Annotated in this window: 13 protein-coding genes; 11 read left to right on the top strand and 2 right to left on the bottom strand. The window is 58.3% G+C overall.

Going from position 1 to position 13956, the window contains the following annotated elements; all coding sequences use genetic code 11:
- Positions 1 to 34 precede the first annotated feature (34 nt).
- The 4 genes from MRBLMR1_RS21995 to MRBLMR1_RS21980 all read left to right on the top strand — a co-directional run bounded on the left by MRBLMR1_RS21995 (position 35) and on the right by MRBLMR1_RS21980 (position 4950).
- Positions 35 to 1426 (top strand): MmgE/PrpD family protein, encoded by a 1392-nt coding sequence (locus MRBLMR1_RS21995; RefSeq protein ID WP_148146790.1) that lies wholly within the window; start codon positions 35 to 37, stop codon positions 1424 to 1426.
- An 11-nt stretch (positions 1427 to 1437) separates the two neighbouring features.
- Complete coding sequence (locus tag MRBLMR1_RS21990; RefSeq protein WP_183685552.1) at positions 1438 to 2313, top strand: polysaccharide deacetylase family protein; 876 nt, start codon at positions 1438 to 1440, stop codon at positions 2311 to 2313.
- Between the two features lie 27 nt (positions 2314 to 2340).
- Positions 2341 to 3399 (top strand): agmatinase, encoded by a 1059-nt coding sequence (speB, locus tag MRBLMR1_RS21985; protein ID WP_148146794.1) that lies wholly within the window; start codon positions 2341 to 2343, stop codon positions 3397 to 3399.
- A 72-nt stretch (positions 3400 to 3471) separates the two neighbouring features.
- Positions 3472 to 4950 carry an FAD-binding oxidoreductase gene (locus tag MRBLMR1_RS21980; RefSeq protein ID WP_183685554.1) on the top strand — a complete coding sequence of 493 codons (1479 nt, stop codon included), beginning with the start codon at positions 3472 to 3474 and terminating at the stop codon, positions 4948 to 4950.
- 148 nt (positions 4951 to 5098) lie between these two features.
- On the opposite strand, the gene MRBLMR1_RS21975 is transcribed toward MRBLMR1_RS21980, so the two are convergent.
- Both MRBLMR1_RS21975 and MRBLMR1_RS21970 read right to left on the bottom strand, forming a co-directional pair.
- On the bottom strand, positions 5099 to 6613 hold the full coding sequence (locus tag MRBLMR1_RS21975; RefSeq protein WP_148147061.1) for an aldehyde dehydrogenase (NADP(+)): 1515 nt from the start codon (positions 6611 to 6613) through the stop codon (positions 5099 to 5101).
- A 74-nt stretch (positions 6614 to 6687) separates the two neighbouring features.
- Entirely contained in the window at positions 6688 to 7413 is a 726-nt protein-coding gene (locus MRBLMR1_RS21970; RefSeq protein WP_148146797.1) for a ribonuclease activity regulator RraA, read from the bottom strand.
- 539 nt (positions 7414 to 7952) lie between these two features.
- On the opposite strand from MRBLMR1_RS21970, the gene MRBLMR1_RS21965 reads away from it, so the two are divergent.
- From MRBLMR1_RS21965 to MRBLMR1_RS21935, 7 genes are all read left to right on the top strand, one after another.
- Positions 7953 to 8687, top strand: coding sequence for a GntR family transcriptional regulator (locus MRBLMR1_RS21965; RefSeq protein ID WP_148146799.1), 735 nt, complete (start codon positions 7953 to 7955; stop codon positions 8685 to 8687).
- Between the two features lie 471 nt (positions 8688 to 9158).
- The gene (locus MRBLMR1_RS21960) at positions 9159 to 9905 is read left to right on the top strand and encodes a FadR/GntR family transcriptional regulator (protein WP_148147062.1); all 747 of its coding nucleotides are present in this window, start codon (positions 9159 to 9161) and stop codon (positions 9903 to 9905) included.
- A gap of 64 nt (positions 9906 to 9969) precedes the next feature.
- Positions 9970 to 10284, top strand: a complete 315-nt coding sequence (locus MRBLMR1_RS21955; RefSeq protein ID WP_148146800.1) for a cupin domain-containing protein — start codon at positions 9970 to 9972, stop codon at positions 10282 to 10284.
- A 105-nt stretch (positions 10285 to 10389) separates the two neighbouring features.
- Entirely contained in the window at positions 10390 to 11412 is a 1023-nt protein-coding gene (locus tag MRBLMR1_RS21950) for an ABC transporter permease (RefSeq protein ID WP_148146802.1), read from the top strand.
- Positions 11412 to 12299 (top strand): ABC transporter permease, encoded by an 888-nt coding sequence (locus MRBLMR1_RS21945; RefSeq protein ID WP_500066220.1) that lies wholly within the window; start codon positions 11412 to 11414, stop codon positions 12297 to 12299. Before MRBLMR1_RS21950 ends, MRBLMR1_RS21945 begins: the two co-directional genes overlap by 1 nt.
- Before the next feature lie 3 nt (positions 12300 to 12302).
- The gene (locus MRBLMR1_RS21940) at positions 12303 to 13142 is read left to right on the top strand and encodes an ABC transporter ATP-binding protein (protein WP_148146806.1); all 840 of its coding nucleotides are present in this window, start codon (positions 12303 to 12305) and stop codon (positions 13140 to 13142) included.
- Complete coding sequence (locus tag MRBLMR1_RS21935; protein ID WP_148146808.1) at positions 13139 to 13900, top strand: ABC transporter ATP-binding protein; 762 nt, start codon at positions 13139 to 13141, stop codon at positions 13898 to 13900. Before MRBLMR1_RS21940 ends, MRBLMR1_RS21935 begins: the two co-directional genes overlap by 4 nt.
- The last annotated feature ends 56 nt before the right edge of the window (positions 13901 to 13956 follow it).

The raw sequence follows: 13956 nt of genomic DNA, 5'->3' as shown, positions 1-13956 counted from the left end.
ATGGCCGCTTCGTCGAGCATCTCCAGAGCATCCCATGAACCGTTCTCTCGCCGACTCGCCGGTCGACAGGCTGGCCCGCTTCGTTTCCTCTCTCGACTATGACGCCCTGCCGGCGAATGTCGTTGCCAAAGCCAAGATCCATGTTGCCGATACGCTGGGCGCCGCCCTGGCTGGCGCGCGCTCCAACGAGTTCGCCATTTCGGTAAAGTCACTTCGACCCGCCGGTCCCGTCCCGTTGTGGGGAACCGGTCTTGCTGCCTCGACCCGTGACGCTGCAATTCTCAACGGCTGTGCCGCGCATGCTTTCGAGCTGGACGATTCCGGCGGCTGCGACCATTCCGGCGCCGTGGTGCTGCCGGCCCTGTTCTCGGCGTTGCACGAGATAGGTCGACCAATGGACGGCCAGCGGATGATCACCGCTGTGGTCGCAGGCTATGATGTCGGGCGACGCGTCCTGGAGGCGACGGGCGGTTATGATGCCCATAATAGTCTCGGGTGGCACTCGACCGGCACCTGCGGCACTATTGGAGCGGCGGCCGCATGCGCCAACCTGCTCGGTCTCGATGCAGCCGCGACACGGGATGCCATCACTCTGGCCACGAGTTTTTCCTCCGGCCTTTGGGCCTTCATTCATGACGGCTCGCAGGCGAAGAAGCTTCACGCCGGCCGCGCTGCCGAAGGCGGCCTGCTCGCGGCCTTGCTGGCCTCAAACGGCTTTGCCGGCCCATCCCGCGTTTTCGATGATGTATGGGGTGGTTTTTTCAAATCCTATAACAAGTCCGCCTGCCAGCCCGAATTGCTTGCCGAAGGCTTGGGCGAAGTCTGGAAGGTCAATCGAGCTGTGCTGAAGCCTTATGCATCCTGCCGCGGTGCGCATTCGGCCGTTGATGCACTTGAAGACCTCCTGTCGGAAACCGGGCAAAACGCCTCCGATATTCAGCATATCGACCTTCGCATGAGCGCCATGCTCAAAGACATGTGCGGCGCCAAGGTGGGCGCTGCGATGGCCCCGACACAGATGAGCCTTCCCTATGCGCTGGCGGCGCGCTGCACATTCGGCACGGCCGGTCTGCAGGCTTATACCGAAGAGCATCGTCACCATCCTGATGTCCATGCGATGATGGACCGGATTGATGTTGCGGTCGATGAGGCCATGGATCCGATGGCCGAGCCGGTCGTGACGCTTCGGTTCAAGGATGGCATGGTGGTCGATCGCATGGTTCCCCGCGCGACCGGTTCCGCCGAGCGGCCAATGCAGGCAGCTGTCGTCGAAGCCAAGTTCCGCGAACTTGTGGCGATGAGCCTGCCATCCGATCAAGTCGAAGTCTTGTGGAAAACCTTGGGCTCGCTCGAACAAATCGAAGACTGCTCTGAAATCGAAGCGCTGATGGCAGGCAATGCCGACAGCATCCCCACCTTCCGTTGAAAGCTCAAGAGATGACATTCGATCTTTCCCCACGCCCGCTGAACCCCGCTCCAGCGACACCGAAGATGATCTGGCCGAATGGTGCAAAGAGCGCCTTGTTCATCGGCTTCGACGTTGATGCCGAGACCGCCTGGATCGGCAACAATCCCTCCAATGTCGACCGGATGGTCACGACATCGCATGGCGGTTACGACGCGCGCGTGGGCATCGCCAAGATACTCGAACTGATGGCGGAACTGGACCTGAAGGGCACGTTCTTCACGCCCGGCTGGACGGCACTCGCCCACCCAGCGCAATGCGAGGCGATGGTCGCTGGCGGCCACGAAATCGGCCATCACGGTTACCTTCACAAGCTTCCGGACCGGACCAAGCTCGATGAGGCCTTTGAAGAGATCGACCGCGGTTTTGACGCGCTAAAATCGGCTCTCGGCATCCGCCCGGTCGGCTACCGCGCGCCATCCGGCGAAAACTTTCCCGAACTGCTCGCTTATCTGAAGAAGGCCGGAATTCGCTATTCCAGCTCTTTCCGCGACGACATTCTCCCCTATCGCCACGCCGGCACAGATGGTGCGGTCGGGCCTGTTGAAATCCCCGTCAATTTCGCGTTCGACGACTGGAATTTCGGTATGTCGAGCCGCACCAGCTCGCGTCCGCTCTTCGGCCGCGATCCCGTGCTCCAGCTGTGGAAAGACGAATTCGAGGCGACCCATGCCTGGGGTGGCGTTACCACGCTCGTGCTTCATCCGCAGGTCTCGGGCCGGCCGATGCGTTGGCATATCCTGCGCGATTTCCTCAAGCACGTCATCGACAAGGGCGACGTCTGGATTGCCACTGGAGCTGAGATCACCGATCATTACGAGACGCTCGAGGCGGCTTCGGCCCGATAAACAGTTAGCATAGTGAAGGATTTGACCATGGCTCTCGATGAAGAAGCGCTCAAGCGTCTGCGCGAACGATATGGCGAAGGCCATGGCGGAAGCATCCACGACCCGGAATTTCGCGCGGTCGCCGACCGCATTTTCTCGGCTTCCGGAACACGGGCAGCGCCGTTCAGCGGCATCCCGACCTTGCTCGACGCGACTTACCGGCAGATCGATCCGGCAAAGCCGGATCTCTCCGATCTCGATGTAGCGCTGATCGGCGTTCCGATGGATCTTGGCGTCACCAATCGACCTGGCTCTCGTTTCGGGCCGCGCGCCTTGCGATCGATCGAGCGTGTCGGACCTTATAACCACGTGCTGAAAACCGCACCACTTTTCGAGATCAACGTGGCCGATATCGGTGACGTGCCGTTCCGCAGCCGTTACCGGCTGGAAATGAGCCACGAGGATATCGAGGCGCATTTCAACAAGGTCATCGATGCCAATGTCATCCCGCTGGCCGTCGGCGGCGACCATTCCATCACACACCCGATCCTCAAGGCTGTTGGTCGTGACAAACCGGTCGGCATGATCCATATCGATGCCCATTGCGATACCGGCGGTGCCTATGACCTGACGAAGTTCCATCACGGCGGACCTTTCCGCAATGCTGTTCTCGACGGCGTGCTTGATCCGACCCGCGTGATCCAGATCGGCATTCGCGGCGCCGCCGAATATCTCTGGGAATTTTCCTATGAGAGCGGCATGACGGTCATCCATGCCGAGGAAATCGGCAGGATGGGCATCGAGGCGGTCATTGCAAAGGCACGCGAAGTCGTTGGCGACGGACCGACCTATCTCTCGTTCGATATCGACAGCCTCGATCCGGCCTTCGCTCCCGGCACTGGCACACCGGAAATCGGCGGCCTGACCAACCGTCAGGCGCTCGATATCCTGCATGGACTGAAGGGCCTGAACTTTGTCGGCGGCGACGTCGTGGAAGTCGCACCGCAATACGATGCAACCACGAATACGGCCCATAATGGTGCACAGATGCTTTTTGAAATTCTGAGCCTGATCCGATTTAGCCCGGCTGTTTCGCCGCGGTCCTGATCATCGTTGAAGCATGTCTCCCGAAGCGGATTTCCTGCTTCGGGAGAAACGCTCTAAACAACACAGAAGATAATGGCCGATCCCATATCCACGCCCTCAACCAGCCCTACAGCTTCGGTCATCGAAAGCCTCAAGCAGGTCGTTGGCGCGCAAGGCTGGAGCGCCGACGAAGCCGAGCGCCGAAGCCATGCGACCGACTGGGTCGGACGCTTTTTTGCCGATCCTCTCCTTGTCCTGAAACCGTCAACCACCTTCGAAGTCTCGGAGATAGCAAGGATCTGCAACGACAACGGGCTGAAGATCGTGCCGCAAGGCGGGAATACCTCGCTGGCCTGCGGTTCCATTCCGACAGGTCAGGGTGGCGAGATCATCGTCAACCTGTCCAGGCTCAATCGTATCCGTGGCATCGATATGTTCAACGACACGATTTCAGTCGATGCCGGCTGCACACTTGCCTCCGTACAGCAGGCAGCCGAGCAGGCAGATCGACTATTCCCCTTAAAGCTCGGATCGGAAGGCAGCTGCCAGATCGGCGGCAATATTGCCAGCAATGCGGGCGGCACGAATGTCTTGCGTTACGGCAACATGCGCGACCTCGTTCTCGGTCTCGAAGTCGTACTCGCGGACGGTCGCATTCTTGATGGAATGCGGGCGCTTCGCAAGGATAACACCGGCTATGATCTCAAGCATCTCTTCATCGGCAGCGAAGGAACGCTCGGCATCGTTACAGGAGCCGTTCTTAAACTTTTCCCCATGCCCAGCACGGCTGTCGCAGCAGTCTGCACCGTTTCGTCTCTGCAGTCTGCGCTTGATCTTCTAATCCTGTGCAAGAAGCACGGAGGTGAAAGCCTCACCACTTTCGAACTGATGCCACGCGCCGGGCTCGAACTTGTGTTCAAGCATTTTCCATCAACCCGCTTTCCACTCGGGGAGCTACAGGACTGGCAATTGCTGATTGAGTTCAGATCGAATGACGGAGAGGAGAGAGTTCGCGAACTGTTCGAAACCATTCTGTCTCAAGCGTTTGAATCAGAGTTGGTCGTCGATGCGGCGATTGCCCAGTCCATCCAGCAAAACAGGGATTTCTGGGCACTGCGCGAAGGATTAGCGGAGGCGGACTTCATGGAAGGGGCTGTGATCACCACAGATATCTCCTTGCCTCTTTCCGCCGTTCCGGCATTCATGGATGCCTGTTCGCGTGCCGTGCTCGCACTTGTTCCAATGGGACGCGTTATTGCCTTCGGCCATCTTGGAGATGGAAATATCCATTTTGGCCTGCTGCAACCGCTGGGTTCTGACTCTGAGCAATTTCTTAGCCGTAGCAATGAAATCCAATCCATCATTCACACCATGGCGCTGTCGATGAACGGCTCCATGTCTGCCGAGCATGGGTTGGGTTTTGTGAAAAACGGTGCGGTCGCCCAATATCGCAGCCAAGTGGAACATGATCTCATGCTGACGATGAAAGCAGCCTTGGACCCGAAGTCGACGCTCAATTTGGGCAAGGTTCTGAGAATCGAAAATGGCGCGTTTAGCGCGTGCAAGACCTAGGTGACAAACAACATTTCCGCACGGATCATGAGCGCGCAAAAACAAGCGCTTTGATTTTTGTTCGGATAGATTGGGTCACAGCATTCTTTAGAATGCCGGCAAAACCGCGGCCCCGATGCGTATCAATGCGATCGGGGCCTCGATTTTATCAAGCCAGATCGTCCGGCAGGACGCCGGCCGGAATGTTCTGATAGCTCACGGGCCGCAGAAACCGTCGGATAGACATGGTTCCGACCGAGGTTGCGCCGAAATTGGTGCTAGCGGGATAAGGACCGCCGTGAACCATGGAGTCCACGACCTCGACGCCCGTTGGAAAACCGTTGACCAGAACCCGTCCCGCCTTGCGCTCAAGGATAGGAAGCAAATTCCGAGCAAGAGCGGTGTCTTCATCCGCCATCTGCATTGTGGCCGTAAGCTGGCCCTCGAAATTCTTTGCCAATGCAGGCATTTCATCAGCCGAAGCGACGCGCACGACAAGGCCAAGCGGGCCGAAGACTTCCTCGGATAGAGCATGATCTTCGATGAATGCCTCGGCCTGCACCTCGTAGAGATTTGGGCGGCATTCACGTCCGGTGCTTTCGGTTGCAAGCACTGAGCGAACGGAATTGCGGCCATCAAAGCGCGCCTTTCCGTCGTGATATGCCTGCGCTATCCCTGACGTCAGCATGGTTTGCGGGGCGGTCTTGGCAAGAGCTTCGGCCGTTGCCGCGACGAAAGCATCGCCTTCGCTGCCGCGAGGAACGATCGCGATGCCCGGATTGGTGCAGAATTGCCCGGCTCCCATGACAAGCGATCCCGCCCAACCGGCCGCAAGTTCTGTTGCCTTCTCCTTCAGCGCGCCTGGAAGTACGAACATCGGGTTGACCGATCCGAGTTCACCAAAGAACGGGATCGGTTCGGGGCGCTGTGCGCAAAGATCGAACAATGCTCTACCGCCCGCGAGTGAGCCGGTGAAGCCGACAGCCTTGATGAACGGGTTTTTGACCAGAGCGTGGCCGACGTCCCGCTTGCCGCCCTGGATAAGCGAGAAGGTTCCCGGATGAATGCCGCAGCTTTTGATGGCGGCAAAAATGGCCTCTGCGACGATCTCGCTGGTGCCTGGATGCGCCGAATGGGCTTTGACCACAACGGGGCAACCCGCGGCAAGCGCTGCAGCCGTATCGCCGCCGGCTGTGGAAAACGCCAAAGGAAAGTTTGATGCGCCAAATACGGCGACCGGCCCAACTGGACGTTGCATCAGCCGTATTTCCGGTCGAGGTGCAGGTTTGCGATCCGGCTGAGCCTCGTCATGTCGGCGATCGAGATAATCGCCCTTGAGGATATGGTCGGCGAAAAGCCTCAATTGTCCAGTCGTTCGACCTCGCTCACCCTGCAGGCGGGCGGCAGGCAAACCGGTTTCGGCACTACCGATTTTAGTTATCGCTTCGGCGCGCGCCTCGATCTCGTCCGCGATCGCGTTGAGAAAGGCCGCGCGTTGCGCCCTGCTGGTATAGCCGTAGGACCAGAATGCCTCTTCTGCGGCCGCGCAAGCGCGGTTGACCAGATCTACTGTTCCGACCGAAAAATTAGATATCTCGCCATGTGCCGGATCGTTGGAGAAGGTTTCGGCTGTTGCTACCCATTCTCCGGCGACCAGATGCTGGCCATGTGGTTTAAACACGATTTTCACTCCAGTTCATTGAAATCATGATGCTAAAGATTGAGCGCGCAGGTTTTAAGTCTGTACGCTGTGGTCGCTCAGCGTCCGTGTTTCTTGCGCCAAGCCTCATATTTTTCTCGGTATTCGTCCTTTGTTTGAGGATATAGGCCGATGATCGCATCACCGGCTTTGACCTGTTCAAGAACAAAATCCTCGTAGCTTTCCATTCCGGTGCATTCGTCAGCGAGCTCATCTGCCAGATGCGCCGGAATGACCATAACGCCATCGCGATCTCCGACCAGCACGTCCCCTGGAAAAACCGGGGCGTCGCCGCACGAAATCGGCACATTGATGTCCAAGGCTTCATGCAGCGTCAGGTTGGTTGGTGCAGAGGGCTTGGCATAATAGGCCGGCATGTCCAGTTCGCCTATGCCGTTGGCATCGCGAAAACCACCGTCTGAAACGACCCCGGCAGCGCCGCGAAGCGCCAGGCGGGTGATAAGAATAGATCCAGCAGTTGCAGCTCGTGCGTCCTTGCGCGCGTCCATGACCAGGACCCAGCCTGGAGGGCAGGTTTCCATTGCGACGCGTTGGGGATGCTGGGGATCACGAAAGACGGTGATTGGATTGCGGTCCTCGCGTGCAGGGATGTATCGCAACGTGAAAGCCTGGCCAACCATGTTTTCGGCTTTTGGAGAAACCGGAATGACACCCTGAATGAACTGGTTTCGCAGCCCGCGCTTGTAGAGCGCGGTCGCAATCGATGCCGTGGAGATTTTCTTGAATTTGGCGCGTGTCGCCTCGGAAAGGATATAGTCTGTCATGATGTCCTCAAAAGATATCAGGTTCGCCAGGTGCGCAACTCATTTCTCTCTGCCAAAGATATACTGATGCATTAGTGCTCCAATGGCAATGAGTCTATGGCAAGAGCATTCCGTCGTGCCGCCGAGCCGGTTGCCACTGCGCGAAAAGACCTCGAAATGCGATGGCCATTACGGTCAGCAGCGCCGTGCGCCTCTCGACGGTAACGCCTTCGAGCCGTTCCTCGGCGGTTTGTTTCTCGATGAGTTTCTGTGTCTCCATCCCATGGCTTGCGAGATCCAGAATGCCAGGTTGACGGGTGATCGATACTCGTCTTTTCCCGCGCCATGCTCGGACAAGCCGGTCCCATCACCCTAGCAATTGCAGTTACGCCGCTGATGAACAATCGCAGAACTATCCTCCCGAAAATGATGGGCGCTTGCCCTGGCTTCGCGTTACTCCCAAAGCGAATAAACATATTGAAGCACTAAAACATCAGTGCATCATTGCGAGATTTATGTTCTAGATGTGCTGGCGTTATTGGGGTTGATGGAAACGATAAATGGGTGACGTTATAAGGCGTGGTCAATTGGACCGTTCTAGGCCGGTGGCACTGCAAGTGCATGAGATCTTGCGCGAACGGATCCTGAAAGTTGAGCTTGTGCCGGGCACGGTACTTTCTCGGGCCTCACTCCAGCTGGAATTCGGCGTGAGTCAGACGCCTGTTCGCGATTCGCTGATGCGTCTGCAGGAGGAGGGACTTGTCGAAGTTTATCCGCAATATGCAACGGTTGTCGCCAAGATTGATGTCGATCACGCGAGGCAGGCGCAATTTCTACGGCTGTCCATTGAGCTTGAGGCCGTGCGGCGACTGACCAGCAGCGCTCCAACGGAAACGGCCGATGAATTGCGCGAGATTTTGTCACGGCAGAGAGCTGTGGCAAGCCCCGAGACTTATGACAAGTTCGATGCAATCGATCGTGAGTTCCATCGATGGCTCTATGAGAAGGCCGGTATTGCGCAGCTTTGGGCGAATGTCCGCAGGCAGAGCGTGCATCTTGACAGGCTTCGACGGCTTCATTTGCCAATGCCGGGTAAGATGGAAACAGTTCTCGCAGACCATCAGGCAATTATCGATGCCATTGCGTCTGGGGATCCGAATTCAGCAGCCGAGGCCTTGCGCAAGCATCTTTCGGGAACACTATCGATTATCGATGTGATCAGCGCCGAATTTCCAGAATATATCGAGGAAGCCCTTCCCGGAGCTAGGACGTTCTCAATGACCGGTCATAATTAGCTTTATAGAGAAAATACCTTCGGGGTGTCGGCTGATGCGGTGGAAAGCTAGCCCGAAACAAGTGTAAGCCACATCCCGATTGAACCTTGATCCCGGTTCCTGGGGCGGTTCTCGATCAACGGAAAACTGCTTCACGCCTGTCCGTTACAGCACGTAAGACCGATGCACGCGATGCCAATAGGTTCTGGATTTCGGCGCTACGCATGGCCAGATCCTTCTGACGATCGCCATCTGGATCGGTTCGACTGCCTCGATGTCTGTCGGAGCAGCTTGTCTTTCAGCTTTTGACGAGGCCAGCAACTGTTCTGTCGATGCGGGGATATCCCGGAACCTTCTCGGTCGTCGAAGTCCAATGTTGTCTGTTCCGAAGTCGTTCGGAGAAAACATCTTGCTTGCAGCTAGAACGAACTCCTGCGATAGCTAATCGAACGTGCCTGACAGGTTGGTAATAGCGAGGCGATATTGGAAGACATTACCGCGACAGCTGGACTGGATACATCCCACGCATCAAGGATCAGTTCGGATCTCCGCAAGCAACTGACGAGCGGTGTATTTCAAGCTGGTGACCGGCTGCCCAGTGAAAACGCACTTGCCAAGCAATATTCCGTCAGCCGAACAGTCGTGCGCGAAGCGATCGCCATTCTACGTGCAGACGGCCTCGTTCAGGCGCGTAAAGGGGCGGGGGTTTTTGCGCTCGAGGCCAGGCGCGAAGAGGAACGCCCGTTCAAAGATCTGAAAACCGAGCGTATCTCGTCGGTCATCGAGCTGCTCGAATTGCGAACGGTTTTTGAAGTTGAGGCCGCTGCACTGGCGGCGGCGCGGCGTTCGGCCGCTCAGATCGAAGCCATACTCGAGGCGCATAATCAGGTCAGGATCTGCCTTGCAAACGGAACACCAACCCGCGATGCGGATTTCGGCCTGCATCTGGCTATTGCCCAGGCAACGCAAAACCGGCGGTTTCCCGAGTTTCTTCAGTTGATCCGTTCAGGGATCATTCCTCGCGGAGAGCTTCAGGGGGCTGCGCCGGGATCCCGTCCAAAGGATTATAATCTTCATCTGCAGGAAGAGCATGCGCGAATTGTCGATGCCATCATTGAAGGTGATGCCGATGCCGCGCGCGAGCACATGCGCGCCCACCTGCGTGGAAGCCTGGAGCGTTACAAGGCTCTGCTGCGTGCGAGAACCTTGCCCATGGACGACGTAGTCACTTCGGCATAGACGTGTTGTCATACAGAAGTTAAACCTTATATGGTGACATTGTGATTGTTGTCAGTGAGGTTTCATGTCTCTACCTGTTTTTCCCATCATATCGCCCGATAAGGGTGTCCAGCGGCAGGTCCTTTCCGAAGCGCCTGAGCTGATGGTTGTGTCGTTTCGCTTCGAGGCTGGGGCCGAGGGCAAGTTGCACAGCCATCCACACGTGCAGTCGACCTATGTCGCTCGTGGTCGCTTTCGGTTTATCCGTGGAAACGAAGCTCATGAGCTGGCTGCGGGTGACAGTCTCGTCATTCCCGGCAATGTCACGCATGGCTGCGAGTGCCTTGAAGAAGGCGAGTTGATTGACTGCTTTACGCCTCGGCGCGAAGACTTCCTCTGATCAGTGCTTGACAGTACGAACAGCATGTGACAACTTTCATTAAGTTGTCTGACAGGATGGGAGCCTGTCTCCGCCGATGACCGGCGGCCGACATACGGAGGATACATGTCGACAAGACGCCCCTCAATGCAGGGCGCTTTAGGGCAAATCGGTACCATTCTGGTGACTTTGCTCGGGCTGCTCGTACTTACCTTCATCATTGGCCGGATGATGCCTGCGGATCCCGTGCGCGCCATGGTCGGCGAGGACGCGACCCGCGAGACCTATGAGCAAGTTTTCCGCTCGCTCGGTCTCGATCGGCCGCTGTGGGAACAGTTCTTCTACTATCTCGGCGACGTGCTGACAGGCAATTTCGGCACGTCGATCCGCACCGGCCAGCCGGTCATCCAGGACATCCTGCATGTCATGCCAGCAACGATGGAGCTGGCGACCTTTGCCATTCTGATCGGTGCTGGCCTTGGCGTGCCGATGGGGGTCATCGCTGCGGTCAACAAGGACCGCTGGCCTGACCACCTTGTGCGCGTGCTCAGCCTCTTCGGCCATTCGATGCCGATCTTCTGGACCGGCATGATCGCGCTCATCGTACTTTATGCGAAGCTCGACCTTGTCGGGGGCAGTGGCCGCATGGACCAGTTCTATATCGGCCTTGTTCCTGAAACGACCGGCTTCCTGTTGATCGACAGCCTGCTTGCGGGCGAGATGGACGTCTTCTGGTCGGCGGTGAACCACCTGATCCTGCCGGCGTCGCTGCTCGGTTACTCTTCGTCCGCCTATATCACGCGCATGACGCGCAGTTTCATGCTCGACCAACTCGGGCAGGAATACATCACGACCGCCCGCGTGAAAGGACTGTCGAAACACCAGACCATATGGCGTCATGCGTTCGTCAATATCCGCGTGCAGCTCGTCACCATCGTGGCGCTTGCCTATGGTTCGCTTCTGGAAGGCGCGGTGCTGATCGAAACGGTATTCGCCTGGCCGGGCTTCGGGCAATACCTGACCAGCAACCTGATCATCGGCGACATGAATGCCGTGATGACCTGCGTGCTGATCGTCGGCGTCATCTTCATCGCGCTCAACCTGCTTTCCGACATGCTTTACCGTCTGTTCGATCCGAGGACCCGCTGATGTCAGTCACAACCGCTTCCAAGCTGCGCGTGCCGGCCTCGGTCAATGCCCTGCGCAACATCGTTCTCTTCCTGATGAAGAGCCCGACCTCGCTTTTCGGCCTTGCCGTGCTCGCGCTGCTGATCCTGGTCGCCATCTTCGCGCCGCTCATCACAACGCATGATCCCTATGCGCAGGATCTCGCCAACACGCTTCAGGCGCCCGGCAACGGGCATCTGTTCGGGACCGACGAACTCGGCCGCGACATCTTCAGCCGTCTGGTCTGGGGATCCCGCATCACGCTGACGATCATCTTCCTGGTGTCGATCGTCGTCGGGCCTATCGGGCTCGCCGTCGGTGCGGCCTCGGGTTATCTGGGTGGTCGCTTCGACACGGTGATGATGCGCATCACCGACATTTTCCTGTCCTTCCCGAGCCTGATCCTGTCGCTGGCCTTCGTCGCTGCACTCGGCCCGAGCCTCAACAACGCGATCATCGCCATCGCGCTGACATCCTGGCCGCCGATCGCCCGGCTTGCGCGCGCCGAGGCGATGACTTTTCGCAATGCGGACTACATTGCCGCTGCACGCCTTCAGGGGGCTTCACCGACCCGCATCATCGTCAAGTCGATCGTGCCCATGTGTCTGCCTTCGGTGCTGATCCGCCTGACGCTCAACATGGCGACCGTCATCCTGACGGCGGCCGGTCTCGGCTTTCTCGGCCTCGGCGCACAGCCGCCGCTGCCGGAATGGGGGGCGATGATTGCCACGGGGCGTCGTTACATGCTCGACAGCTGGTGGCTGGTTACCTTTCCGGGCGTCGCCATCCTGTGCGTCAGCCTCGCCTTCAACCTACTTGGCGACGGACTGCGCGATGCGCTTGATCCCAAGCAGATGAACCGGAGGTAGGCCATGACCCGTCCAATCCTCGACGTTGAAAATCTTCACATCCGTTACGGCGGTGCTCCGACCGATGCCGTGCGCGGCGTGTCCTTCACGCTCGGGCGCGAGCGGCTGGGCATTGTTGGCGAAAGCGGTTCGGGCAAGTCCACCGTTGGCCGAGGGCTGCTGAGACTGCTCCCGTCGGCCAAGATTACCGCCGACAAGATGCGGTTCGAAGATGTCGAACTGCTATCGCTGACGGAAGAACAGATGCTCGGCGTGCGCGGGCGGCGCATGTCGATGATCCTGCAGGATCCGAAGTTTTCGCTCAATCCGATCCGCAAGGTCGGCGACCAGGTGGCCGAGACCTATCTGCGCCACTTCAAATGCAGCCGGAAGGATGCCCTTCAAAAGGCGATCGCCATGCTGGAAGCGGTCAAGATCCGCGATCCTGAGCGTGTCTGCGAGCAATATCCGCACGAGATTTCCGGCGGCATGGGCCAGCGCGTAATGATCGCGATGATGCTGCTTGCCGATCCGGATGTGGTCATCGCCGACGAGCCGACCTCAGCGCTGGACGTTACGGTGCGGCTGCAGGTGCTGAACATTCTCGACGGCCTGGTGCGGGATCGCGGGATCGGTCTGATCATGATCAGCCACGATCTCAACCTGGTGCGCAATTTCTGCGACCGGGTGCTGATCATGTATGCGGGTCGCGTGGTGGAAACGCTTGCCGCCCGCGACCTCGACAAGGCGCAACACCCCTATACGCGGGGTCTTATTGCGGCCCAGCCGCGCATCGGCGGCGCGCGTGCGCCGCTGGCGGTGCTGGACCGCCGCCCCGAATGGCTGGAGGAGGTTTCCCGATGACGGTATCAGTCGAGACACGCAATCTCTCCATTACTTTCGGCCACGGGCCAACAGCGCTCAAGGTCCTTCCCGACATATCCTTCCTGGTGGAGCCGGGAGAATGTTTCGGCCTGGTGGGCGAAAGCGGATCGGGCAAATCCACCGTGCTGCGCTGCATCTCGATGCTGACCGACTTCTGGAAGGGAGAGATCCTGATCAACGGAAAGTCCGTGCGCGACATGCCGCTCATCGAACGCTGCCGCACGCTGCAGATGGTTTTCCAGGATCCCTACGGTTCGCTGCATCCGCGCCAGTCGGTAAGAACCGTGCTTTCGGAGCCGCTGAGAATCCACAAGCTCACAAATCACGAGGAGCGGATGCAGAAGGTGCTGTCCGATGTCGGACTGCCAGGATCCTTTCTCGATCGTTTTCCGCATCAGCTTTCCGGCGGGCAGCGCCAGCGTGTCGCAATTGCGCGGGCGCTGATCCTTGAGCCTTCGCTGCTGCTTCTGGACGAGCCGACATCGGCTCTCGATGTTTCCGTGCAGGCGGAAATCCTCAACCTTTTGCAGCGCCTGCGCGAAGAGCACGGCTTCACCTACATCATGGTGACGCATGATCTGGCGGTGGTCGATCACATGTGCGACCGGTTCGCCGTGATGCTGCGCGGTGAGATTACCGAGATATTGCCGCGCGAGGCGATCCCAGGCTGCGAGGCGGTTCATCCCTATTCCCGCGAGCTGATCGGCGCGTCTCTGGAATATGAAGGGCATGTCTGACAGGCAGTGCGGTTAAAAAAACTCCTCCCTGGCCCGGCCTTGAGTGCCGGGCTCTT

Source organism: Neorhizobium sp. LMR1-1-1.1 (assembly GCF_040675795.1).
Taxonomy (GTDB): domain Bacteria; phylum Pseudomonadota; class Alphaproteobacteria; order Rhizobiales; family Rhizobiaceae; genus Neorhizobium; species Neorhizobium cellulosilyticum.
Note: the sequence above shows the minus strand (reverse complement) of the source record. Positions and strands in the feature narration are given on the sequence as shown.